Source organism: Bacillus sp. 275 (assembly GCF_001999205.1).
In the GTDB taxonomy this organism is placed as follows: Bacteria; Bacillota; Bacilli; order Bacillales; family Bacillaceae; genus Bacillus; species Bacillus velezensis.
Map to the genome: position 1 here is coordinate 3886517 of NZ_CP019626.1, position 21220 is coordinate 3907736.

The 21220-nt window shown below is 46.0% G+C and carries 27 protein-coding genes; 19 read left to right on the plus strand and 8 right to left on the minus strand.

Features of this window, described 5'->3' with window-relative positions; genetic code table 11:
- Position 1: 1 nt before the first annotated feature.
- The 9 genes from BZ167_RS19170 (at position 2) to BZ167_RS19210 (ending at position 6919) form a co-directional block, all read left to right on the plus strand.
- Positions 2-691 (plus strand): CoA transferase subunit A, encoded by a 690-nt coding sequence (locus tag BZ167_RS19170; RefSeq protein WP_015240035.1) that lies wholly within the window; start codon positions 2-4, stop codon positions 689-691.
- A complete protein-coding gene (locus tag BZ167_RS19175) occupies positions 676-1371 on the plus strand; it encodes a 3-oxoacid CoA-transferase subunit B (RefSeq protein ID WP_033574679.1) in 696 nt (231 codons plus the stop codon). The genes BZ167_RS19170 and BZ167_RS19175 overlap by 16 nt, the downstream gene beginning before the upstream one ends.
- Positions 1343-2644, plus strand: a complete 1302-nt coding sequence (locus BZ167_RS19180) for a peptidase (protein WP_060675225.1) — start codon at positions 1343-1345, stop codon at positions 2642-2644. Before BZ167_RS19175 ends, BZ167_RS19180 begins: the two co-directional genes overlap by 29 nt.
- Positions 2613-3479 carry a putative beta-lysine N-acetyltransferase gene (ablB, locus tag BZ167_RS19185; protein ID WP_187954847.1) on the plus strand — a complete coding sequence of 289 codons (867 nt, stop codon included), beginning with the start codon at positions 2613-2615 and terminating at the stop codon, positions 3477-3479. The genes BZ167_RS19180 and ablB overlap by 32 nt, the downstream gene beginning before the upstream one ends.
- Positions 3476-4897: a lysine 2,3-aminomutase gene (ablA, locus tag BZ167_RS19190; protein ID WP_061860640.1), complete on the plus strand. Its 1422-nt coding sequence runs from the start codon at positions 3476-3478 to the stop codon at positions 4895-4897. Before ablB ends, ablA begins: the two co-directional genes overlap by 4 nt.
- Positions 4894-5172 (plus strand): YokU family protein, encoded by a 279-nt coding sequence (locus BZ167_RS19195; protein ID WP_061860639.1) that lies wholly within the window; start codon positions 4894-4896, stop codon positions 5170-5172. The genes ablA and BZ167_RS19195 overlap by 4 nt, the downstream gene beginning before the upstream one ends.
- Positions 5173-5246: 74 nt before the next feature.
- Positions 5247-5471: a YozE family protein gene (locus BZ167_RS19200; RefSeq protein ID WP_007407941.1), complete on the plus strand. Its 225-nt coding sequence runs from the start codon at positions 5247-5249 to the stop codon at positions 5469-5471.
- 312 nt (positions 5472-5783) lie between these two features.
- A complete protein-coding gene (locus BZ167_RS19205; RefSeq protein WP_077392184.1) occupies positions 5784-5990 on the plus strand; it encodes a VOC family protein in 207 nt (68 codons plus the stop codon).
- Between the two features lie 248 nt (positions 5991-6238).
- A complete protein-coding gene (locus BZ167_RS19210; protein WP_061860637.1) occupies positions 6239-6919 on the plus strand; it encodes a hypothetical protein in 681 nt (226 codons plus the stop codon).
- On the opposite strand, the gene BZ167_RS20380 is transcribed toward BZ167_RS19210, so the two are convergent.
- On the minus strand, positions 6916-7059 hold the full coding sequence (locus BZ167_RS20380) for a hypothetical protein (RefSeq protein WP_012117771.1): 144 nt from the start codon (positions 7057-7059) through the stop codon (positions 6916-6918). The genes BZ167_RS19210 and BZ167_RS20380 overlap by 4 nt on opposite strands.
- A 117-nt stretch (positions 7060-7176) precedes the next feature.
- Here BZ167_RS20380 and BZ167_RS19215 point away from each other — a divergent pair, with 117 nt between their 5' ends.
- The 3 genes from BZ167_RS19215 to BZ167_RS19225 all read left to right on the plus strand — a co-directional run bounded on the left by BZ167_RS19215 (position 7177) and on the right by BZ167_RS19225 (position 8415).
- The gene (locus BZ167_RS19215) at positions 7177-7350 is read left to right on the plus strand and encodes a YozD family protein (RefSeq protein WP_003153696.1); all 174 of its coding nucleotides are present in this window, start codon (positions 7177-7179) and stop codon (positions 7348-7350) included.
- Between the two features lie 73 nt (positions 7351-7423).
- Positions 7424-8035, plus strand: a complete 612-nt coding sequence (locus BZ167_RS19220) for a phosphatase PAP2 family protein (protein WP_025284872.1) — start codon at positions 7424-7426, stop codon at positions 8033-8035.
- Between the two features lie 59 nt (positions 8036-8094).
- Entirely contained in the window at positions 8095-8415 is a 321-nt protein-coding gene (locus tag BZ167_RS19225; protein ID WP_003153700.1) for a YodL domain-containing protein, read from the plus strand.
- Between the two features lie 54 nt (positions 8416-8469).
- On the opposite strand, the gene BZ167_RS20235 is transcribed toward BZ167_RS19225, so the two are convergent.
- Positions 8470-8595: a hypothetical protein gene (locus tag BZ167_RS20235; RefSeq protein WP_003153701.1), complete on the minus strand. Its 126-nt coding sequence runs from the start codon at positions 8593-8595 to the stop codon at positions 8470-8472.
- Positions 8596-8731: 136 nt separating this feature from the next.
- Between BZ167_RS20235 and deoD the strand changes: the two genes are divergently transcribed.
- Positions 8732-9430 carry a purine-nucleoside phosphorylase gene (gene deoD / locus BZ167_RS19230; protein ID WP_003153702.1) on the plus strand — a complete coding sequence of 233 codons (699 nt, stop codon included), beginning with the start codon at positions 8732-8734 and terminating at the stop codon, positions 9428-9430.
- 83 nt (positions 9431-9513) lie between these two features.
- Positions 9514-10332 (plus strand): M15 family metallopeptidase, encoded by an 819-nt coding sequence (locus BZ167_RS19235; protein ID WP_015417648.1) that lies wholly within the window; start codon positions 9514-9516, stop codon positions 10330-10332.
- A gap of 43 nt (positions 10333-10375) precedes the next feature.
- Here BZ167_RS19235 and BZ167_RS19240 read toward each other — a convergent pair whose 3' ends face one another.
- Together BZ167_RS19240 and BZ167_RS19245 are read right to left on the minus strand one after the other, a co-directional pair.
- Positions 10376-10627 carry a hypothetical protein gene (locus BZ167_RS19240; protein WP_061860636.1) on the minus strand — a complete coding sequence of 84 codons (252 nt, stop codon included), beginning with the start codon at positions 10625-10627 and terminating at the stop codon, positions 10376-10378.
- Positions 10628-10719: 92 nt separating this feature from the next.
- Positions 10720-11421, minus strand: coding sequence for a class I SAM-dependent methyltransferase (locus BZ167_RS19245; protein WP_007407947.1), 702 nt, complete (start codon positions 11419-11421; stop codon positions 10720-10722).
- Between the two features lie 146 nt (positions 11422-11567).
- Between BZ167_RS19245 and ctpA the strand changes: the two genes are divergently transcribed.
- Complete coding sequence (gene ctpA, locus BZ167_RS19250) at positions 11568-12971, plus strand: carboxy-terminal processing protease CtpA (RefSeq protein WP_039254848.1); 1404 nt, start codon at positions 11568-11570, stop codon at positions 12969-12971.
- 60 nt (positions 12972-13031) lie between these two features.
- Here the strand turns inward: ctpA and BZ167_RS19255 are convergent, their stop codons facing one another.
- Positions 13032-13757 carry a GntR family transcriptional regulator gene (locus BZ167_RS19255; RefSeq protein WP_061860635.1) on the minus strand — a complete coding sequence of 242 codons (726 nt, stop codon included), beginning with the start codon at positions 13755-13757 and terminating at the stop codon, positions 13032-13034.
- Positions 13758-14006: 249 nt separating this feature from the next.
- Between BZ167_RS19255 and bglA the strand changes: the two genes are divergently transcribed.
- Together bglA and BZ167_RS19270 are read left to right on the plus strand one after the other, a co-directional pair.
- On the plus strand, positions 14007-15449 hold the full coding sequence (bglA, locus tag BZ167_RS19260) for a 6-phospho-beta-glucosidase BglA (RefSeq protein ID WP_012117765.1): 1443 nt from the start codon (positions 14007-14009) through the stop codon (positions 15447-15449).
- A gap of 147 nt (positions 15450-15596) precedes the next feature.
- Positions 15597-17075 (plus strand): glycoside hydrolase family 30 protein, encoded by a 1479-nt coding sequence (locus BZ167_RS19270; RefSeq protein ID WP_077392186.1) that lies wholly within the window; start codon positions 15597-15599, stop codon positions 17073-17075.
- Between the two features lie 34 nt (positions 17076-17109).
- On the opposite strand, the gene BZ167_RS19275 is transcribed toward BZ167_RS19270, so the two are convergent.
- Positions 17110-18600, minus strand: coding sequence for a sodium:solute symporter family protein (locus tag BZ167_RS19275; RefSeq protein ID WP_061860634.1), 1491 nt, complete (start codon positions 18598-18600; stop codon positions 17110-17112).
- Positions 18600-18800, minus strand: a complete 201-nt coding sequence (locus BZ167_RS19280) for a DUF3311 domain-containing protein (protein ID WP_003153716.1) — start codon at positions 18798-18800, stop codon at positions 18600-18602. Before BZ167_RS19280 ends, BZ167_RS19275 begins: the two co-directional genes overlap by 1 nt.
- Positions 18801-18985: 185 nt before the next feature.
- Here BZ167_RS19280 and BZ167_RS19285 point away from each other — a divergent pair, with 185 nt between their 5' ends.
- Positions 18986-19909: a ring-cleaving dioxygenase gene (locus BZ167_RS19285; RefSeq protein WP_025284865.1), complete on the plus strand. Its 924-nt coding sequence runs from the start codon at positions 18986-18988 to the stop codon at positions 19907-19909.
- Positions 19910-19911: 2 nt separating this feature from the next.
- Positions 19912-20514, plus strand: coding sequence for an alpha/beta hydrolase (locus BZ167_RS19290; RefSeq protein WP_023356960.1), 603 nt, complete (start codon positions 19912-19914; stop codon positions 20512-20514).
- 43 nt (positions 20515-20557) lie between these two features.
- Here the strand turns inward: BZ167_RS19290 and BZ167_RS19295 are convergent, their stop codons facing one another.
- Positions 20558-21166, minus strand: a complete 609-nt coding sequence (locus BZ167_RS19295; RefSeq protein ID WP_003153727.1) for a nitroreductase family protein — start codon at positions 21164-21166, stop codon at positions 20558-20560.
- Positions 21167-21220: the final 54 nt, after the last annotated feature.

Genomic DNA, 21220 nt, shown 5'->3' on the forward strand with positions numbered 1-21220 from the left:
TATGTCTATTTTTCATAAAAAAATCGATATTCATGAAGCAATTGCCGATGTCAAGGACGAATCTGTCATTATGTTCGGCGGTTTTGGGGGAGTGGGTTCACCTCCGTCATTAATCGAAGCGATTTTGGAAAGCGGCGTTAAAGAGCTGACCGTCATCTGCAATGATGCCGGATTTCCGGAAATCGGCATCGGCCCGCTTATCGTTCATAAGCGGGTAAAAAGGCTGATCGCTTCCCATATCGGCTCAAATCCTGTCGCGGGTAGACAAATGACTGACGGAGCGCTTGAGGTGGAATTTTCGCCGCAAGGGACGCTTGCTGAACGGATTCGCGCAGGCGGAGCGGGGCTAGGCGGTATTTTAACTGATATCGGCATTGATAACGCAACCGTTTGTGAAAACAAAGAAACCGTAACGATTGACGGAAAGTCCTATTTAGTTGAAAAAGCGCTGACGGCTGATTTCGCTTTTGTGTCCGCACATACTGCTGATGAATTCGGGAATCTGACGTTTGACAAAACGGCGCGCAACATGAACCCTCTGATGGCTGCGGCGGCCGAAAGAACATTTGCTGAGGCGGCAGAGATTGTGCCTGCCGGCGAACTTGACAGCGAGCATATTGTAACGCCGGGCGTTTTCGTGGAGGGTGTCGTGCAAAGTGAAGGAGTGAAGTGGAAATGGGCTTGGGAATAGCGGAAAGAGAGAGTATCGCGAGGCGGGCCGCCAGTGAAGTTACCTCAGGTATGATTGTCAACCTGGGGATCGGCATTCCTTCTTTAGTGCCGAACTTTCTGCCGGCCGGCATGGAGGTCATGCTGCAGGCGGAAAACGGCGTCCTCGGGATCGGCGGCAGTCCGGAGCGCGGAGAGGAGGATGAGCTTTTATGCAATGCGGCCGGATTTCCTGTCAGTACAGTTAAGGGAGCTTCCTATTTTGATTCAGCTCTGTCTTTTGCCATGATCAGAAAAGGGCTGATAGATATTACCATTTTAGGCGCGCTCCAAGTCAGCAGGACAGGTGATCTCGCCAATTGGCTCGTGCCGGGGAAAAAAGTGCCCGGAATGGGCGGGGCGATGGAGCTTGCCCAAGGCGCGAAAAAAGTGGTTGTCGTCATGAGCCACACCGATCAGAAAGGCCGGCCGAAGCTGGTCGAAAGCTGTTCATTGCCGCTTACAGCAGCGGGCTGTGCAGATCTCATCATTACAGAGAAAGCCGTCATCAGCATAGATGAGGGGGCTTTTGTTCTTGAGGAACTGCTGAATGGCACGACCATAGACGATGTCATTCAAACAACGGATGCCGAAATCAGATTGGGAGAATGTTTTCTTAAAAGGGGGCCTGTCCATGGATCAATTAGAAAAGAAAGTCACTGAGTGGGCGGAAGAAAACACAGAAAAAGCGGTAAGCCTGCTGAAACGGCTGATCGGGGAAAAAAGCACGTTCGGCCATGAATTTAACGCACAGGCAGTCGTTTTGGAAAAACTGAGACAGTTTGACATGGATATTGATGTATGGGAGCCGAGTGTCAAACAATTGAAAGAGCATCCTTATTTCGTATCGGAACGCGAAGACTTCCATGAAAGCCCGAATATCACAGCTGTAAAGAAAGGGGCCGGGGGCGGAAGATCACTGATACTGAACGGACATATTGATGTTGTCCCGGAAGGAAATCCCGCCGCATGGACGTATGAACCGTTTACCGCTGTTGAAAAGGCCGGCAAAGTTTACGGCCGCGGGTCAACGGATATGAAAGGCGGCAATACAGCCCTCTTGTTTGCGTTAGAAGCGCTTGAAGCCTGCGGGATTACATTAAAAGGAGATGTTCTGTTTCAAAGTGTCGTAGATGAAGAGTGCGGCGGCGCGGGAACACTGGCGGCTGTTATGAGGGGCTACAAGGCTGACGGGGCGCTTATTCCCGAACCGACTAATTTAAAGCTGTTTGTTAAGCAGCAAGGGTCTATGTGGTTCCGCATTACGGTAAGGGGATTGTCCGCACACGGCGGCACCCGCTATGAAGGGGTGAGCGCCATTGAAAAAAGCCTGCATGTCATCACAGCCCTAAAAGAGCTTGAACACGTCCGCAATGCCCGTATCACAGACCCGCTTTATCGGGACGTTCCGATTCCGGTTCCCATTAATATCGGCACCGTCCAAGGGGGAACGTGGCCATCATCGGTAGCTGACCGTGTGGTGATAGAAGGCAGGTGCGGAATAGCGCCGGATGAAACGCCCGAAGCAGTAAAAGAAGAGCTGGCAAGCTGGCTGAAAGATTTGGAGTACCGGGATGAATGGTTTAAACACCACCCCGCGGAAATAGAATGGTTTGGGGCTCAGTGGCTTCCGAATGATCTCCCGGATGAGCATCCGCTGATTTCCGCTCTGGAATCTTCTTTTGAGAAAATGAAAGGGGCAAAACCGGTTCGTGAAGCGTCCCCGTGGGGAACGGACGGAGGGCTTTTGCAGCACGCGGGACAGACGCCGGTCATCGTCTTCGGGCCGGGAGAAGTCAAAGCGGCGCATCAGGCGAATGAATACATTGAAATCCGGGCGTTAATCGATGCCGTCAAAATCATTTCTCTTTTTATCATGGAATGGTGCGGGGTGGCAGATGGGGGTGACGGAGCTGATAAAGGAACTGAGGGCTGAAAAGGGAGCGGCCGAGATTGATGCAGACCGTTTCAATGAGCGGCTCAGAGTCATTCGTTATGACGGACAGATCACGGCGCTTATTCCGGCCGTTTTGGCAGAAGCAAAGCAAGAAGGAGCCCAAAAGGTAATTTTCTTTGCCAAGCGCGGCGATGAGCCGGAATTTGTCAAGCATCTTTTTATTGTTGAGGGTGTCATAGACGGGTATTACAACGGGCATGAGGCTGTTGTGATGGTGCGCTATTTAGCAGAGGAGCGGAGACGGTCAGATTCATATGTATCAGAAGATTCGACTGTTGACCGTTTATATGAGACACCGCGGCGGGGACTGACTCAGACAGAAAGCACGCTGATGTTCAGAAAAGCGGAGGAAGATGATGCAGACCTTTTAACGCACTTATATAAACATGTTTTTCTTACCTATCCGACTCCTGTCTTTAATCCCCTTTATATTAAAAAAACAATGAGAGAAAACACCATCTATTATGCCGCATTCGATCAGGATCGTCTCATTGGGGCGGCAAGCGCAGATATCAATCCGGTATTGGGGCACGCTGAAATGACCGATTGCGCGGTTCTGTCAGATTACAGGGGGAACTCCGTAACGGCACACTTGTTTAAAGCGTTGGAGCAGGAACTCGCGGGCCGGGGAATCATCCATCTTTTTTCCTTGGCCCGTGCAGCGTCTTACGGGATGAATGCCGTTTTGTATCATGCCGGATACGGCTACAGAGGCAGGCTTGTGAACAACTGCCGCATTTCAGAAGGGCTCGAAAATATGAATATATGGTGCAAGACTTTACGTTTGGCCATTCATAAGGAGGAATTCGTTTGACAAACAAATGGTTTCAGCCGAAGCGTAATTGGAAGGAGATTGAATTGTGGAAAGATGTGCCGGAAGACAAGTGGAATGATTGGCTGTGGCAGCTCACCCATACTGTAAGAACCGTCGATGACCTGAAAAAAGTCATTCATTTGACCGAAGAGGAAGAAGAAGGCGTCAGGATGTCTGTAAAAACCATTCCCCTGAACATTACGCCTTATTATGCTTCTTTAATGGATCCCGATAACCCGAGATGTCCGATCCGCATGCAGTCCGTGCCGCTGTCAGAAGAAATGCACAAAACGAAATATGACCTTGAAGATCCGCTGTTTGAAGATGAAGATTCACCGGTTCCCGGTCTTACGCACCGCTATCCCGACCGCGTTCTTTTTCTGGTGACAAATCAATGCTCGATGTATTGCCGATATTGCACAAGAAGGCGTTTTTCCGGACAGATCGGAATGGGGGTGCCGAAAAAACAGCTTGATGCGGCAATCGCTTACATCCGGGAAACGCCGGAAATCCGTGACTGCCTGATTTCCGGCGGAGACGGGCTTTTAATCAACGATCAGATTCTGGAATATATTTTAAAAAACCTGCGTGACATTCCCCACCTTGAAATTATCCGGATCGGAACGAGAGCACCCGTCGTATTTCCGCAGCGGATAACGGATAACCTTTGTCAGATTTTGAAAAAGTATCATCCGGTCTGGCTGAACACTCATTTTAATACGAGCATCGAACTGACGGAAGAATCGGTTGCGGCGTGTGAAAAGCTCGTTAACGCAGGTGTTCCGGTCGGTAACCAGGCCGTTATTTTAGCAGGCATTAACGATTCGGTGCCGATTATGAAAAAACTCATGCATGATTTAGTGAAAATCCGTGTGCGTCCGTATTATATTTATCAATGTGATTTGTCAGAGGGGATCGGCCATTTCAGAGCGCCTGTGTCGAAAGGGCTGGAAATCATTGAAGGACTGAGGGGCCACACAACGGGCTTTGCCGTGCCGACCTTTGTCGTCGACGCCCCGGGCGGAGGCGGTAAAATCGCCCTGCAGCCGAACTACTTGCTCTCCCAAAGTCCGGAGAAAGTTGTGATCAGAAACTTCGAAGGGGTGATTACATCTTATCCGGAGCCGGAAAACTATATCCCGAATCAAGCCGACGACTATTTTGAATCTGTTTTTCCGGGAACGATGGCCAAACGCGAGCCGGTCGGACTGAGCGCCATTTTCGCGGACAAAGAGGTTTCATTCACACCGGAAAATGTATCGAGGATCGACAGAAGGAAAACGTTTACATCCAACCCTGATCATGAAACGCTGAAAGACCGCAGGGAAAAAAGAGATGAATTGAAAGAAAAGAAATTTATTGCACAGCAAAAGAAAGAGCAAAAAGCAGGATCGGAAGTCGGAGGTGAGTCGCCGTGAAGCCATGCGAGTGGTGCGGCAATCAGAAGGCGTCAGCTTGTCAGGCGGCTGTGTACTGGGAGCTTCCTGACGGTACGAGGGCCATAGAAATTACAGAAACACCCGCATTCGCCTGTTCCTCCTGCGGCATGACTTCTCAGGAGGAAGCGGTCATAGCGGAAATCGAAAATCAGCTTTTTTTAGTCAATGCAAAAAAATTACCGGAAACACTCACATATCAAGAGCTGATGGAGACAGAACGGATCTTGAAACGGAATTATTTTGACTTCTCCTAGTCTTCTTTTGTTGTAATTTCACACTTGAATTGTATAATAGTACAACAAAAGACAGTCATCAGGAGGGGAAACCCATGAAATCCTTTTATCACTATTTGATGAAATACAGGCATCCCAAGCCGCAGGACGCAATCAGCCAGTTTGCGAATCAGGCGTACGAAGATCACGGCTTTCCGAAAACGTCAAGCGATTATCACGAGCTCAGTTCTTATTTAGAACTGAGCGCCGACTATTTAGAAACGATGGCGACATTTGATGAAGCTTGGGAAAAATATGAGACCGAGGTGCATCACGCCTGACGAAAAACCGCACATTGTGCGGTTTTTTTCTGTTGAAATGACTCGCTTATGAGCTGCCGTATGATCAAATCCCGTAACGCCGTCCGTTTTGATCAGCACGTAAACAAATCTTCCTGACGGCACGGATCATAAGGCAGGAGAATGTATAGCTGCAGAGTTCACCGGATCAGGCCTGCTGCCGGCGGGATCCCGTGTAAGGAGCCTCTTTTCACGGAGAAATAATCAAACATTTAAATGAAGTGAGAGGAATCAAATGATCCATTAGGTAAGACTGATGAGGCACTGACGTTTGGACGGAATAGGGGATTTTATGTGACAAGGTTGAAGCGGATTGAAGTTGTGCCTTCATTGAAAGCCGAAACGAGTTTGGTTCTTCATGATAAACAAGCCATTGCAAATATGCAGCCGGAATTGGATCTCCCTACATCTTCGATGATGTGTTTCACGGCAAATCTTGAACATCACGGCGGTGATATTGTCAACATGCCTTCGGGCCGGGTATTTACCTTTGCGTCATAGAGAAAAAACAAAAACTCATTCAAAATAGGCGCTTTTTGTCTCAGCATTGTTACTGCTCAGTCGATCGAGAGCGGAATGTCATCGGACGCTTCTGTTACGGTAAGTGAAAAAACGCACAAGCATGTTGCGATTTTTGCCATTTTGAACAGGTGCAGAAATAGATATTTCCTGTGGTTTTCATGCCCATGCGAAATGATGGCGGCCGGCATACGATAGCGTATGACAGTCCGCGGCAAGGGGGAGACAGCATGAAGCCAGATAAACCGAAATTTCAAGTGGGAGACATCGTGGTCGTCGTGATGTACGGAACCGTCGGCACCATTACGAAGGTTCATCAAATTGATAAACATTATCTTTACGAAGTCAATCATAATGAAGTGCTTTATTTTGAATCGTCCATCCAGCTTTATAAGGATTATGAGGGCGTGATCGTCGATATGGAGAAATTGGATATTGAATATGAATTTCTGATCGGCGACGTCGTATATGTAAAGGACTACGGAAAGGAATTATTCCGTGTCATCGGCCACAGAACTGAAATATGGAGATATTTAGAGGATGGCTGGGAGGATATTATTTATGAGCTGACTCGGCTGAAAGACGGAGAGTGGCTTGAAACGGAGGAAGAGGATCTCACGCTGGTTCTGAGAAAATATGAAATGGATCAGTTTGTGCATCAGCTGCTGTTTGTCCACTATGTTGGGGAAGCATCTCATGAGATCGGCGAGGATACCGTCGCGTCTGCTCTTCTTCAGTTTGAAGGCGATGCTGATGATCCCGATGCCCTGCATGTGCTGGCGGTATCGATTGTAGATGAGCTGCTTGATATTTATAACGATTATAAGATTCTTTATCATTTGTTCGGTGACGAAGAATATAAAGATATGATGAATTTTGTGCTGGAAAGCCTGGGGGAGCATTTCAGCTAGCCGGCAAAAAAACGGACGGTGACATATAAAAACCAGGGCAGACAGCCGGCAAAGATGACAAACGACATTCCTTTCAGCACTTTTTCCAATACGATATCAAATCCATCTCCGTCCAATAAAGCCATCATTTTCGTCATCATCTTTTCTCCCTCCGGGGCTTGTTTTTTAAAAGTATATGAGCGGACAAAACGTTTAGAACTTTCGGGTATAATTTGAACGGTTTTTTCATAAAACATAAAAAAGGAGGCGGTGTTTGCATGAAAGAAATAGATCTTGTGATTGACACAGAAGAAATAGCTGATTATTTTTACAGTCAGCTTGCTATGCGCGGGTACATACCGAGTGAAGAGGAAATCTTCGAAATAGCCGACATCACCTTTGATTATTTATTAGAAAAATGTATGATAGACGAAGAGCTTGATGAAGACTGAAACTGCGGAACCGAAGTGAAAAAGCTTCGGTTTTTTCAATCAGCTCGGGAGAATGAAACATGGGGGGAAAACGTTGTACAAGCCAGCAAGTCTTTTCGCATTGTTTATTCTGCTCGCAGCAGCGATCCGGATAGAAGCCGTCCGGGTTTTTGATGAGCGTGTCATAGAAGCGGCTGTCAGGATCAGGGCTGCCTGGCTGAATGAATTGATGTTATGGATAACGGAGCTCGGCACGACCGCGGTGCTTTTGCCGCTTCTTCTTTTGACAGGTGCGGCTCTGTATATGTACAAAAAAACGCCGGATGTTGTTTTTTTGCCGCTTCTCTTTCTCATTGAACGGATTGTAAACATAAAAATAAAAGAATTGATTGAAAGAGCCAGACCCGCTTTTGAACCACTCGTCCATGAAACCTCATACAGTTTTCCGAGCGGCCACTCCATGAATTCGGCAGTGATGTATCCCGTCATCGCTTACTTTTTGATCAAGCATGTTCCGTTTTTCACGAAAAGAAAACGGGCCGTCACCGTCTTTACCGGGGTTCTCGTCATTCTGATCGGATTCAGCAGAATTTATTTGGGCGCGCATTTTCCGACGGATGTGCTTGCCGGATTCAGTCTCGGACTTTGCCTCGTTTCGCTTTTTGCGCTCTTTGACGAAAAGTATCATCCGTTTCGACAAAAATAGAGACAGGAGAAATGAGAAAAAACGCTAATACTATTAAGAAATAAGAGGGAGGGATCTTGATGCTGTTATCGCTGCCCGTGTTTAAAAAAAAGACTTGCGCCTATGATGTGACGATTTTTCAAACACCCCGCTACGGCGAGAAAAAGGGATACAGGGTCGTCTATCGGACAGAGCTGGCCGCTGACAATCATCAAGACGCACTGGAAAGGGCATTTTCTGTTTTTAATGTGCCTGATACGGTCCCAAACGACTATCAAGCCAGATTCATAGCGACCGGAGATGTCATACTCATAGACGAAGGAAGAAAAGGAAAGACCTATTACAGGCTTAACCCTGCGGGATGGAGCAAAATTAACCGGCTGCTCGTCCAGCCGAGGTAAGACGGGGCCGGCTGAATCTTCAGCCGGCTTCCGTATTGTCTGGGAAAGACAGTGTTAAGGCTTCCGTTTAGCGGCGGAATGCTCTTTTCCATGCGCTTCATCAGCTGCAATGACGTCTGAAACGGGCACGTGATTGTTCTTTTTCTGGCCGGTCACCCGGTTGCGCTGTTTTTTGCCCATTATGTTCACTCCTTTTTCTTTAGGCTTGTCATCCCGCATATTCTGCCCAAGATCGCCCTGATCATGCTGATGATTGTCTCTTACCGTTATTCAGTGTACAATGGGTGGGAGTTTGAATAGGCAGGAGGAAAAGGAAATGAGTGTACATATAAACGCAGAAAAAGGCCAAATTGCGGATACAGTGCTTTTGCCGGGAGATCCGCTCCGAGCGAAATTTATTGCGGAAACGTATCTTGAAAATGTGGAATGCTATAATGAAGTCAGAGGAATGTACGGATTTACGGGTACATATAACGGCAAAAAAGTATCAGTTCAAGGCACCGGCATGGGTGTTCCGTCTATCTCTATTTATGTGAATGAACTGATTCAAAGCTATGATGTTCAAAACTTAATCAGAGTCGGCTCATGCGGAGCCATCCGTAATGACGTGAAGGTGCGTGACGTGATTTTGGCTATGACGTCTTCAACTGATTCACAGATGAACCGTGTCGCCTTCGGCAGTGTAGATTATGCTCCTTGCGCAGACTTCGAACTGCTTCATAAAGCGTACCAGGAAGCGCAAAAAAACAATCTTCCCGTAGCGGTCGGAAGCGTATTCACCGCCGATCAGTTTTACAATGAAGACTCCCAAATCGAAAAGCTTGCCAGATACGGCGTTCTCGGCGTAGAGATGGAAACGACTGCTTTATATACGCTTGCCGCTAAATACGGCAAAAAAGCGCTGTCTATCCTGACTGTAAGCGATCACGTATTAACGGGAGAAGAAACAACGGCAGAAGAGCGTCAAACGACTTTTCATGATATGATTAAACTGGCGCTGCATACTGTTTCGTAAACTTGAGATGAGGGTTATGCTGATTAAAGCAGCCCTCTTCTTTATGCATCGCCCTGATTCAAAAAAAGAAAGGTAAGTGTAAAATGAAGAAATCCACTAAATGGTTCTCGCTCGCTGCCGCTCTCAGCGTAACCGCAATCGTGGGAACCGGCTGCAGCATTTCAGGCGGCGACAGCCACAAGGACACAAAAACAGCAGCTGAAACAAAACAATCAGATGACACATCAAGCAAAAAAACAACGAAGGCAGAAAACAGCGATTTTGTATTGGAGAGCAAATATTTTAATGATATTAAAGAAGTGAACGGGCTTGAGACCATTCAAAACCCGACAAATACACTTGCGCTCGTGAATAAGACATACACGCTGCCGGGAGATTATAAACCGAATGATCTCGTGATCCCGAAAGTCGAATTTTCTTTTACTGAGAAAATCGAGAAACGATATATCCGCAAACCTGCCGCCGATGCTTTGGCGAAACTATTCAGCGCCGGGAAAAAAGAAGGTTATGACCTGGTTGCCGTTTCAGGATACCGCTCTTATGACAGACAGAAAGTTATTTTCGATAATGAAGTCAGTCTGAAAGGTGAAAAAAAGGCGAAAGAAGCCGTCGCATATCCGGGGCAAAGCGAACACCAGACGGGGCTTGCCATGGACATTTCCAGCAAAAGCAACGGATATGAGCTGAATGAAGCGTTCGGAAACACGGCGGACGGCAAATGGGTGAAAGACCATGCGTATGAATACGGCTTTATCATCCGCTATCCTAAAGGCAAAGAAAATGTCACAAAGTATGAGTATGAACCATGGCATTTACGCTATGTAGGCAAAAAAGCGGCAAAAGCCATCCATGATCATCAATTAACGCTTGAAGAATATTTTAATGAAGTAAAGAAAGTGTAATAAGAAGAAGCCCGCTTGAAAAATAGAAAGCGGGCTTTCTTTATTACCAGAAGAGTAAACCTCCAAGCGCAAATCCGGTAATGAAACCAAGGCCGATACCGTAGGCTGCTCCCCAGCCTCCCCAGCCTCCCCAATAGCCGAACCCGTATCCTCTGTGACGGCCGCTGACAGGGGTGATATACACTTTGCTGTTAGTCACCCGTACGATTCTTCCGACGTGGACTCTGCCGTTTCGTTCTGTAATTCTTGCTACTTTTCCCTGGTGCTGCCGGCAAAGATGATAATAGTTTTGCATCTTTTCTCCTCCTATCCAACCTATCTTTCTATGTCAGCTTATGATAGAGTGCGTTAAAAAGGTTGGACGAAAACAGGAGGACAATCGCCGTTTTACTTGTAAGCGACAAAAGCGCAGTGTCCCATATATTCACGGTACGTCTGCATAAGCTCGTAATGAGCCGTCAGCGTATCGTAGTGAACCGGCTGAATAACGGGCGATAAATCCATTTCTGTAGTCGGCTCCTGCGCATTGTTTTCATAAACAGCGGGAATGAAATCCGCTTTCTGAAAGCCTTGTTGAAGCAATCTCTGTTTCCATGCCGTTTCATCCTGCAATACGGTAAAACCGTAGAAGTCTTTTATCTGCGTGATGGCGTTTTCCGGCATGGGCTTTTGTAAAGCAGCTTCAATGCCGATCAGCATACCCCCGGGTTTAAGGACCCGCAGAATTTCAGACAGCGATGAATCAAGATTTGAAAAGGTGAGAACTGATTCGGAAAGAACGGCGGAAAATTGATTTTCAGCAAACGGAAGCCGCTCAAGCTCCGCCAAATAGCCCGGAATGGTTAAGCCTTCAGCGGCAAATCGTTTTGCTGCTTTTTCAAGCATAAGGGGATCCTTATCAACACAGGTGACGGGGTACAGCAGGTGGCCGAGATAAGCGGCCGTCTGTCCCGTTCCGCAGCCGGCGTCAAGAATCGGTTCGCCAGGAGGAGGAGCCGCTTTTGTGAGAACGGCTTTGGAAAAAGCGAGCCCGCCCGGGTGAGCCCCTCCGACTCCGAATAAGGACAGCATTTCTAAATATTTGCTCAAAGGCCGAATCCTCCTTTTTTCCTCAGCATATGTTGAGAGAAAAACATAGGTTTGGGTAAACGAGAAAGAAGGGCGCCTCACGTTTGAAGTTGACGAATGAGCGTTCGTCTATGATAATAATGTAAGAATAAAAAGGTGGTGTTTTCTTGAAGCGGCAATTTAAACTGTTTTTTATTATATTGATCACTGCGGTCGCAGCGTCGGCGCTTACGCTGTTTATCACGGGCAATACGACCATTTTCGGACAAGGCTCGGCTGCTTTGACGAACAGCAAATTTGAGAAATTCAATAAAGCCTACGAGCAGATTAAAAGTGATTACTATCAAAAAACAGATGACAGCAAATTAGTAGACGGAGCGATAAAAGGCATGATCAGTTCCCTGGATGATCCATATTCTTCTTATATGGACCCGCAGGAAGGAAAGTCTTTTGAAGAAACCATTTCCGCTTCGTTTGAAGGCATCGGCGCACAAGTGGAAGAAAAGGACGGCAGTATCCTGATCGTATCGCCGATTAAAGGGTCACCCGCGGAAAAAGCGGGGGTTAAACCGAATGACCAGATCTTGAAGGTCAACGGCAAAAGCGTTAAAGGCCTTAATGTAAACGAAGCCGTCGCATTAATCCGCGGCAAAAAGGGAACAAACGTCAAGCTCGTGCTGCACAGAGCGGGTGTCGGCGATCTGAACCTGTCGATCAAACGTGACACCATTCCGGTTGAAACGGTGTACTCTGAAATGAAAAAAGGAGACATCGGCGAAATCCAAATCACATCCTTCTCCGAATCGACGGCAAAAGAGCTGAATTCAGCCATTGACAGCCTCGAAAAACAAGGAGCGAAAGGATACATTCTCGATTTAAGGGGCAACCCGGGCGGACTGATGGATGAAGCCATCAAAATGAGCAACATGTTTATCGATAAAGGGAAAAATATCATGCAGGTCGAATACAAAGACGGCACGAAAGAGGTCATGAAAGCGACGAAAGAGCGCAAAGTGACAAAACCGACAGTCGTCCTCGTCAATGACGGCACCGCGAGCGCCGCAGAAATCATGTCGGCTGCGCTGCATGAATCATCGGGCATTCCGCTGATCGGCGAGAAAACGTTCGGAAAAGGAACCGTGCAGACGGCAAAAGATTACAGCGACGGTTCTACCGTTAAACTGACAATCGCTAAATGGCTGACAGCGGACGGAGAGTGGATTCATAAAAAAGGCATCAAACCGCAATATCAGGTTAAGCTTCCTGAATATGCGAACCTGCCGTATTTAGATGCGAAAAAAACATACAAATACGGGGATTCCGGAACCACCGTCACCAATGCGCAAAAAATGCTGAAAGCGCTGGGGTACAGCGTGAAAGTAAACGGCACGTATGATAAAGCATTTGAACAAGCCGTTAAACAATTCCAAGCAAAAGAGAAACTGAAACAAACAGGCATTATAAAGGGAGACACAACGGCAAAATTGATGACGGATCTGCAAAAACAGCTTGCGGACAACGATACACAAATGAAAAAAGCCGTTGAAACATTAAATAAGAATATGAAATAGTAAAAAACACCCGATGCGTCGCACGCGCATTGGGTGTTTTCTGTTTGCGAAAAGCCCGTCTTATGTCGTTTCCTGTTCAAAAAGGTGGCTGTTCGCCTGAATGAAAAACTGTGATTGCTCATAGTGATAGGTGACTTTTGAGAAGTCAAACGGCTGGCCGTTGGTTAAATGAAAAATCGTTTCAACGCAAAGCTTAGGCGCTCCTGTAAACAGACCTAAGTACTCCGCTTCTTCCTCATTTAACATTCCCGCGTACAGATATAAATCTGAAAAACCACGCTTTAACCCGAGACCTTCTCTAATATAATCAAATATTGATTCTGCCACGATCTCTTTATTCAAATACGTAATAATCGATTTGTTGTAAAATGACTCTTCGATACACAATGTCAGCCCGTCAATATATCGGATTCGCTTGACATAATACACGTCGCCGTCAGGCGGCATATTCAGATTTTGGGCAGCCTCAGGCGTGGGTTTTCTCACTTCCAGCGCTAATAATTTGGAAGTAACATTAAAATCTTCAAGTGATTCTTTAAATCCCTGATTAGAAAGCAGACTGATATACCCTTTTCTTTTATTCCGTCTGACAAAAATGCCGCTTCCCCTCACTTGAAACACAATCCCCTTTTTTTCTAATAAATCTAAGGACTTGGTGATCGTGCTTTTGCTCACGTTAAACCGGGTCATTAAGGTTTGCAGCACAGGCAGTTTATCCCCTTGCTGCAGCTGATGTTCTTCTATGTATTTTTCAATAGCTATCGCGATTTGCTGGTATTTTAACATATACATTCCTCATTCATTTATTGTCCCGCTTCTTCCAGAATTATAGCATAATCGTTTTTAAAAGCCATTTCGTAAATTAACTATAATTGTTCATGTATTGATAAATTATACCGGTACAATTATAATGTAAACGTATAATATGAAAATAAAGGCAGGAATTCTTCTGCACTTGCGAAGCAGATGCTTGAAGCGGCTGCAGTGCATTTATTCGGCATGCAAGCGGCAGTCAAATAAAGGAGGATATAAACGATGGGGACATTGCCAAAAGATTTTTTATGGGGAGGCGCTCTGGCCGCCCACCAATTTGAAGGGGGATGGAATAAAGGCGGCAAGGGACCGAGTGTAGTGGACGTCATGACGGCAGGCGCGCATGGTGTGCCCCGGAAAATAACAGATACAATTGAAGAGCGGGAATTTTATCCGAATCATGAAGCGATCGATTTTTATCATCGTTATAAAGAGGACATCGCATTATTCAGCGAGCTGGGTCTGAAATGTTTAAGAACGTCCATCGGCTGGAGCAGAATTTTTCCTAAAGGTGATGAAGCCGAGCCCAATGAGGAAGGATTGGCTTTTTACGACCGGGTGTTTGATGAATTGCTGAAACATGGGATTGAACCGGTAATCACGTTGTCACATTTTGAGATGCCGCTGCATTTGGCGAGAGAATACGGCGGTTTCAGAAACAGAAAAACAGTCGGATTTTTTGTAAAATTCGCTGAAGTGTGTTTTGAACGCTATAAACATAAGGTGAAGTATTGGATGACGTTTAACGAAATCAATAATAAGATGGATGTGAATAATCCGATCTTTTTATGGACGAACTCGGGCGTCGCCGTCAAAGAAAACGAAAACGCAAAAGAAGTCATGTATCAGGCCGGCCATCACGAACTGCTGGCAAGCGCATTGGCTGTTTCGAAGGGAAGAGACATCAATCCCGAGTTCAGGATCGGCGCGATGGTATCACATGTTCCGATTTACCCGTACTCATCTCACCCCGATGATGTGATGCTGGCTGAAGAAACGATGAGACAGCGTTTTTTCTTCCCGGACGTGCAGGTTCGCGGATATTATCCAAGCTATGCGTTAAAAGAATTTGAAAGAGAAGGTTATCAGATACACTTTGAAGACGGTGATGAAGAGATTTTGAAAAACGGCCGAGTGGACTACCTCGGATTCAGCTATTACATGTCTACAACCGTAAAAAGTGATGTATCAAACGATAATACCGGGGATGTCGTAAACGGAGGATTGCCAAACGGTGTGGAAAATCCTTATATTACAGCGAGTGATTGGGGCTGGGCGATTGACCCGACCGGTTTACGGTACACATTAAACCGCTTATACGACCGCTACCAGATTCCATTATTTATCGTGGAAAACGGGTTCGGCGCCATCGACACATTAGAAGAGGACGGTTCAATTCATGACACTTCAAGAATTGAATATTTATCGTCACATATAAAAGCTTTGAAAAAAGCAATCACATATGATGGTGTGGATGTAATGGGCTATACACCATGGGGAATTATTGATATCGTGTCATTTACAACCGGAGAAATGAAAAAACGCTACGGCATGATTTATGTTGATCGGGATAATGAAGGCAACGGTTCAATGAGGCGGCTTAAGAAAGACTCATTTGAATGGTATAAAAAAGTGATTGAAACAAACGGCTCATATGTATCTTAAAGGTGTAAAAAGGGAAGGCTTCACCGTTGTGTGAAGCCGGCTTTTTATCAGTAATTTTGAAAGCGTATTCATTTAAGCGGAAAGGAGGTGACTGTCCGGCTTTTCTTTTAGAATCGCTTATAAAAATAAGGAAAGGGATGGTGGTTCATGTTTTTGAAAAAAGGTCTGCACATGACCCTGGTTTTTCTTATGTTTTTCTTTTTCATGTCAAGCAGCACGGAAACCGAAGTGTATGCGGCTGATCGGAAGGCTTCAGACAAAAACAAAGTAAGGGTGTGGTTCAGTTCTGAAAAAGATCCGGCTTCCCGTACGTGGTATGACGGGCCGCTGGAAGTGAAATACGCCTTAGACGAACAAACACCGCTTACATTGACAAAAAAGAAGGCTTCTGACTCCGCCGCTGTGTATATTGATCCGTCGCGCCGCTATCAAAGTGTGTTAGGCGTAGGATCGTCCCTGGAAGAATCCACAATCCATAATTTATCAAAAATGACACCCGCAAAAAGAAAAGAAGTGCTGAAAAAACTGGTTGATCCCAAAGATGGTATCGGAATGGACGTTATGCGCATAACGATCGGGACATCTGATTTTACGGCACAGGAATTTTATACGTATGACGATATGCCTGAAGGCCAAACAGATCCTAAGCTCCATCATTTCTCGATTCAAAAGGATGTTGATTTACACATTACAGCAACCATCAAGGAAGCGCTGGCGATAAATCCGGAACTGAAAATCATTGCCTCGCCGTGGAGTCCGCCGGCTTGGATGAAAACGAATGAAAACCTCAAGCGGGGAAAGCTGAAAGATAAATATATCGGCGCACTGGCCGTTTACTTCCGCAAATTTATTGAGGCGTACGAAAAGCAAGGAATTCCGATTTATGCGCTGACCCTTCAAAATGAACCTTTGCTGGAAATCGACTATCCGAGCATGTATATTCCGCCGTCTCAGCAGCGTAAACTGGCACTGGCCTTAAAAAAAGAAATGAAAAAACACGTAATTGACACAAAAATTTGGATTTATGATCACAATGCGAGCGGGGCGTGGAACTATATTCCGCCGATTTTAGATGATAAAAAAGGAAACCGGGCGGCAGACGGCATCGCTTTTCACGATTATGACGGTGACCTTTCCGTCATGTCGGAAATCGGAAAGAGATATCCTGATAAATCTATTCACTTAACGGAGCGGTCTGTTTGGGGGACGGCAGGGGCGGACCGGATCGCGCAGTATTTCCGCAACGGCGCGTCGAGCTACAATGCGTGGGTGACGATGCTCGACAGTCAAATCAAGACGCATCATTGGATAGGCACCCCAGACCCGACGCTGTTTATTCAGGATGCTAAAAAACCTGACCGCTATTGGAATATCCCGATCTTTCATATGACAGGCAACTTTTCAAAATTTATCGACCGGGGAGCAAAGCGGATAGAAAGTAATTACGGATCCAAAAACACAGTCTCGAATGTATCGTTCCTTAATCCTGATCAATCCATTGTGACAGTCGTAATCAACCAGACATCCGCCGATCAAAAATTCCATGTCGTTTCAGAAAATCGGCAGTTTGAAGCCGTCATCCCGGCTAAAACCGTGGCTACCTATAAATGGAAGAGAAAAAAGTAAAAAACCGGCACATTTACGTGCCGGCTTCTTTCTGTTAAGCGCCTTTTTGGTTCAGTTCATCAGAAGGCGCTTTATTGAATAAACCGTCTTTGACGGCGTTTGAAGCCGCTTTTTTTACAAAAAACGGGTTGAGGATAATAACGGCTGCCATATTAGCGGTCAAACCCCAAAAGCCTTCATATATACCGTGGGCGGATTGGGTGATATTTACCGTGAATGTCACGATAAGACCGACGAGAAGACCGATAATTGTCGCTTCTTTCGTTTGATTCTTCCAAAACAGACTGACGGCGATAGCCGGAAAGATCTGAACCATGCCGGAAACACCGAGAAGCTGAAGGGTAACGAGCGCAGTCGGGAACAGCATGCCGAATAAAAGCGCGAGCCCGATGACGACAAATACCATTGAACGGGTGATCATCGTCAGCTTGCTTGGTGACACATTCGGGTGAATCAAATCCCGATATAAGTTATTCGCAAATAAGTTTGATGCTCCGATGGCCATGATAGAGCAGGGAATCAATGACGCAAGAGCAATCGTGGAGTAAGCAAAGCCCTGCGCGACTCCGCCGTAAGACGTTTGAATCAGCTTCAATAAAGCGAGCCGCGGATTGGTATCTTCCGGCAGGACAAGAAACGCGATAAAGCCGAGAAAAATAACAAGAATCAAAACAATATTATAAAGCGGCAGAAACATGCTGTTTTTGCGGACGGCATCTGCGCTTTTTGCCGTAAATACGCCGGTTGCCGCATGCGCCCACATAAAGAGCGCCAGCGCAGATACGATGGAAGCTGTGATAAACCAAGGAATTCCTTTCGGCCCCGAGTCCGGAATCGTCAGCATTTGCGGCGCTTTTTCAGCCAAAGTGTGAATCATCGGCGTCCAGCCGTGAAAATGGATCAGCGGGAGTGAGACGACCATAAACAGCATAATCACCCACACGAGAATGTCTTTAATAATCGCCGTAAACGTCGGCCCTTTAATTCCGCTGAAAAAAGTATACAGCGCTACAAGAATAAAAGAGATGATGACGACCATATTGACATTAATGACACCCGTTCCGGCCACCTGAAGCGTATCTTGAATTCCGCTCAGCTGGAGACAAATATAAGGAATGAGCATAAGTACGCCGACAATGGCGACAAGACTGGCCAAAAGTTTACTGTCAAAACGCTCACGGGCATAATCGGCAAGCGTCGTTAATTTGTGTATTTTTGCCACTTTCCACAGCTTCGGCAGAAAGAAATACGCGATAAAATACGCCAAAACAGAATACGGGATTGCAAAAAAAGCAACGCTTCCCCCTGTGTAGGCAGTGCTTGTTAAGCCTAAAAACGTATAAGCCGTATAGAGATCCGCGCCGACTAAAAACCAGACGAGGAGCCCCCCGAACCGTCTGCCGCCGACAGACCATTCCTCAACAGAAGTGCGTGATGATTTGTCTCTCCCGGCTATAAAGCCGATACAGACAACGGTTAAAACGATGACGGCTGTAATGATCAATGCTGTTATATTTGCGGGCATCAGTCCAGTCCTCCTTGTTTCTTCTGCAGCCTATAAATAAGAAACGAACATAATGGAGTGACTGCGATCCATAAAAGCAGCCAGAAATGAAAAAAAGGCAGCCCGATAATGATCGGATGAACCCGATTAGCGACTGACAGCAGGGCCAGCTGGCTGAAAGGGATTAAGATGAGAACGAAAATTAGTGCTTTTCTGACCATTTACTTTCCTCCTGAAACTTGATAATGCTCCTTATCATAGCAGGTGTCAGATAAGATCACAAGGTATTTTTCAGAAAAAAAAGAATTCTATTACTTTTTTAACTGAAACACTTTAGTTGCATCTTCATTCATATTAAATTAGAATAGTTAATATCTCGAAATCAAGATATTTAGGAGTGAATACATTGAATACGCAAGGATTGCACCATGTTACCGCATTTGCAAAAGATCCTGCTGAAAATCTTCGGTTTTATACTGAAGTGCTGGGTTTGCGGCTCGTTAAAAAAACCGTTAATTTTGACGACCCGGCCACTTATCACTTTTATTTCGGCAACCAAAACGGAGAGCCGGGTACGATCATTACATTTTTTCCTTTTCAGGGAAGCCGCCCGGGAACCGTGGGAAAAGGGCAGGCCGGAAGAATTTATTTCTCCGTGCCGAAAGGAGCACTCGCGTTTTGGAAGCGCCGGCTTGAAGAAAACGGCTTGTCTGTAAAAGAACAGATCATGCTGTCTGAACAAGTGCTTCTCTTTAATGATACAGAAGACCTGCCGCTTGCCATAATGGAAGATGAAAGAAGCGGACAGAGTGAATGGACTCCTGCGGGCATTACTGAAAAAGAAGCGATCACAGGCATGAGAGGTGTTCTTCTATACTCGTACCGTCCTGAAGCAACCATTCAATTTCTCATAGAACGCTTCGGTTATTCAAAGACAGGAGAAGAACATCAGATTGTCAGGCTGCAATCGGAGGCGCGGATCGGACATATTATAGATGTTGATCTCGCACCGAAAGAAGCAGGTATCGGCGGTTACGGGACGGTTCATCATGTCGCTTTCCGCACTAGCGAAAAAGAGCAGGCGGAATGGAAGGATATTCTTGCTGATTCTCATCTTGCTTCATCTGACATTCTTGACAGGTCTTACTTTACATCAATCTATTTCAGGGAAAGCGGCGGCATTTTATTTGAAATGGCAACCGATGAACCGGGGTTTATGACGGATGAATCCTTTGAAAATCTCGGAACAGAGCTGAAGCTTCCGGAATGGCTGGAAGAGCATCGCAGCCAGATTACAGCTGTTCTGCCCAAAATGGAGAAAGGAGAATGATGATGAAACATGTGTTTGAACAGGGAACGTCAGAAAATGTTCTGCTGCTTTTGCACGGAACGGGAGGAAATGAACATGATCTTCTGTCGCTCGGACGTTTTATCGATCCGAACGCAAGTCTGCTCGGGGTCAGAGGATCAGTGTCGGAAAACGGCATGCCCCGTTTTTTTAAGCGGCTGAAAGAAGGCGTATTTGACGAGAAAGATTTAATTGAACGGACGGAAGAATTAAAGAATTTTATTGATGAAGCGGCGCAAATGTACGGATTCAGCAGAGAAAACGTGATTGCTGCCGGCTATTCAAACGGCGCCAATATTGCAGCAAGTCTTTTGTTTCATTATAAAGATGTACTGAAAGGAGCGGTTCTGCATCATCCGATGGTGCCGATACGCGGAGTGAAGCTGCCTGATATGGAAGGGATGCCTGTGTTTATCGGTGCGGGAAAACGCGATCCCCTATGTACAAAAGAAGAATCGGAGGAGCTTTATCAGTATCTGACAGATGCCCATGCATCCGTTTCTCTTGTTTGGCAGGAAGGCGGTCATCAGCTCACACAGCAGGAAGCAGAGCAGGCACGAACCTGGTACAGTGAGCGATTCCTATAAAAAACCCTTAGTCTGCTTAAGCGGACTAAGGGTTTCTTTCATCTTACAGCCAAGTTGACACTTTAGATACAGGCAGCCGGTTGCTTTTATGCGCCGGCTTAACGGCTTTACCGATTGAAATCAGCATGACGGGCACGAAACGCTCGCTCACGTCGAATTCCTTAACGAATTGCTCTTTATTGAATCCGCCGATCGCGCAAGTGTCGTAGCCCTTTGCTTTAGCGGCAAGCATCAGCTGCATCGCTGCTAAAGAAGCGTTTAAAAATGCTGAATCACGGGCAAACTGATCATTTTGGTATGCACCGTTAATCTGGCCTAAAAGCGTTTGTTTAATCTCTTCTGTGATATTGCCTTGCTCAGCCAGTTCAGCATAAACGTCTTCACCATTTTCATTTGCTTTTAAATCGCCTAATACGGCAATAACTGCTGATGAATCAATAATCTGTTTTTGATTAAAAGCAACCGGAAGCAGGGCAGCTTTTGCTTCATCACTGTGAAAGACTTGAAAATGCCAATGCTGAAGGTTCCAGGCGGAAGGCGCTTGCGTTGTGATTTCAAGGAGTTCTGTTAATTCCTCTTTTGTAATGACCGCGTCTTTATCGTATTCTTTAACAGATGCGCGTTCTTTTAAAACGTCTAATACGGATGTCATCATGTTTCCTCCTTCGGATAAACGTGTTATCATAATAGAAAAGTTAGAAGCTTA

Excerpts from the sequence above, each read along its gene's own strand:
- BZ167_RS19270 (WP_077392186.1), top strand. The coding sequence starts at position 15,597 with ATGTTTTTGAAAAAAGGTCTGCACATGACCCTGGTTTTTCTTATGTTT.
- BZ167_RS19240 (WP_061860636.1), bottom strand. The coding sequence starts at position 10,627 with ATGCAAAACTATTATCATCTTTGCCGGCAGCACCAGGGAAAAGTAGCA.
- BZ167_RS19215 (WP_003153696.1), top strand. The coding sequence starts at position 7,177 with ATGAAAGAAATAGATCTTGTGATTGACACAGAAGAAATAGCTGATTAT.
- BZ167_RS19210 (WP_061860637.1), top strand. The coding sequence starts at position 6,239 with ATGAAGCCAGATAAACCGAAATTTCAAGTGGGAGACATCGTGGTCGTC.
- BZ167_RS19175 (WP_033574679.1), top strand. The coding sequence starts at position 676 with ATGGGCTTGGGAATAGCGGAAAGAGAGAGTATCGCGAGGCGGGCCGCC.
- BZ167_RS19290 (WP_023356960.1), top strand. The coding sequence starts at position 19,912 with ATGAAACATGTGTTTGAACAGGGAACGTCAGAAAATGTTCTGCTGCTT.
- bglA (WP_012117765.1), top strand. The coding sequence starts at position 14,007 with ATGGGGACATTGCCAAAAGATTTTTTATGGGGAGGCGCTCTGGCCGCC.
- BZ167_RS19275 (WP_061860634.1), bottom strand. The coding sequence starts at position 18,600 with ATGCCCGCAAATATAACAGCATTGATCATTACAGCCGTCATCGTTTTA.
- BZ167_RS19225 (WP_003153700.1), top strand. The coding sequence starts at position 8,095 with ATGCTGTTATCGCTGCCCGTGTTTAAAAAAAAGACTTGCGCCTATGAT.
- BZ167_RS19200 (WP_007407941.1), top strand. The coding sequence starts at position 5,247 with ATGAAATCCTTTTATCACTATTTGATGAAATACAGGCATCCCAAGCCG.
- BZ167_RS20380 (WP_012117771.1), bottom strand. The coding sequence starts at position 7,059 with ATGATGACGAAAATGATGGCTTTATTGGACGGAGATGGATTTGATATC.
- BZ167_RS19295 (WP_003153727.1), bottom strand. The coding sequence starts at position 21,166 with ATGACATCCGTATTAGACGTTTTAAAAGAACGCGCATCTGTTAAAGAA.
- BZ167_RS20235 (WP_003153701.1), bottom strand. The coding sequence starts at position 8,595 with ATGGGCAAAAAACAGCGCAACCGGGTGACCGGCCAGAAAAAGAACAAT.
- BZ167_RS19180 (WP_060675225.1), top strand. The coding sequence starts at position 1,343 with ATGGATCAATTAGAAAAGAAAGTCACTGAGTGGGCGGAAGAAAACACA.
- BZ167_RS19280 (WP_003153716.1), bottom strand. The coding sequence starts at position 18,800 with ATGGTCAGAAAAGCACTAATTTTCGTTCTCATCTTAATCCCTTTCAGC.
- BZ167_RS19255 (WP_061860635.1), bottom strand. The coding sequence starts at position 13,757 with ATGTTAAAATACCAGCAAATCGCGATAGCTATTGAAAAATACATAGAA.
- BZ167_RS19170 (WP_015240035.1), top strand. The coding sequence starts at position 2 with ATGTCTATTTTTCATAAAAAAATCGATATTCATGAAGCAATTGCCGAT.
- deoD (WP_003153702.1), top strand. The coding sequence starts at position 8,732 with ATGAGTGTACATATAAACGCAGAAAAAGGCCAAATTGCGGATACAGTG.
- BZ167_RS19235 (WP_015417648.1), top strand. The coding sequence starts at position 9,514 with ATGAAGAAATCCACTAAATGGTTCTCGCTCGCTGCCGCTCTCAGCGTA.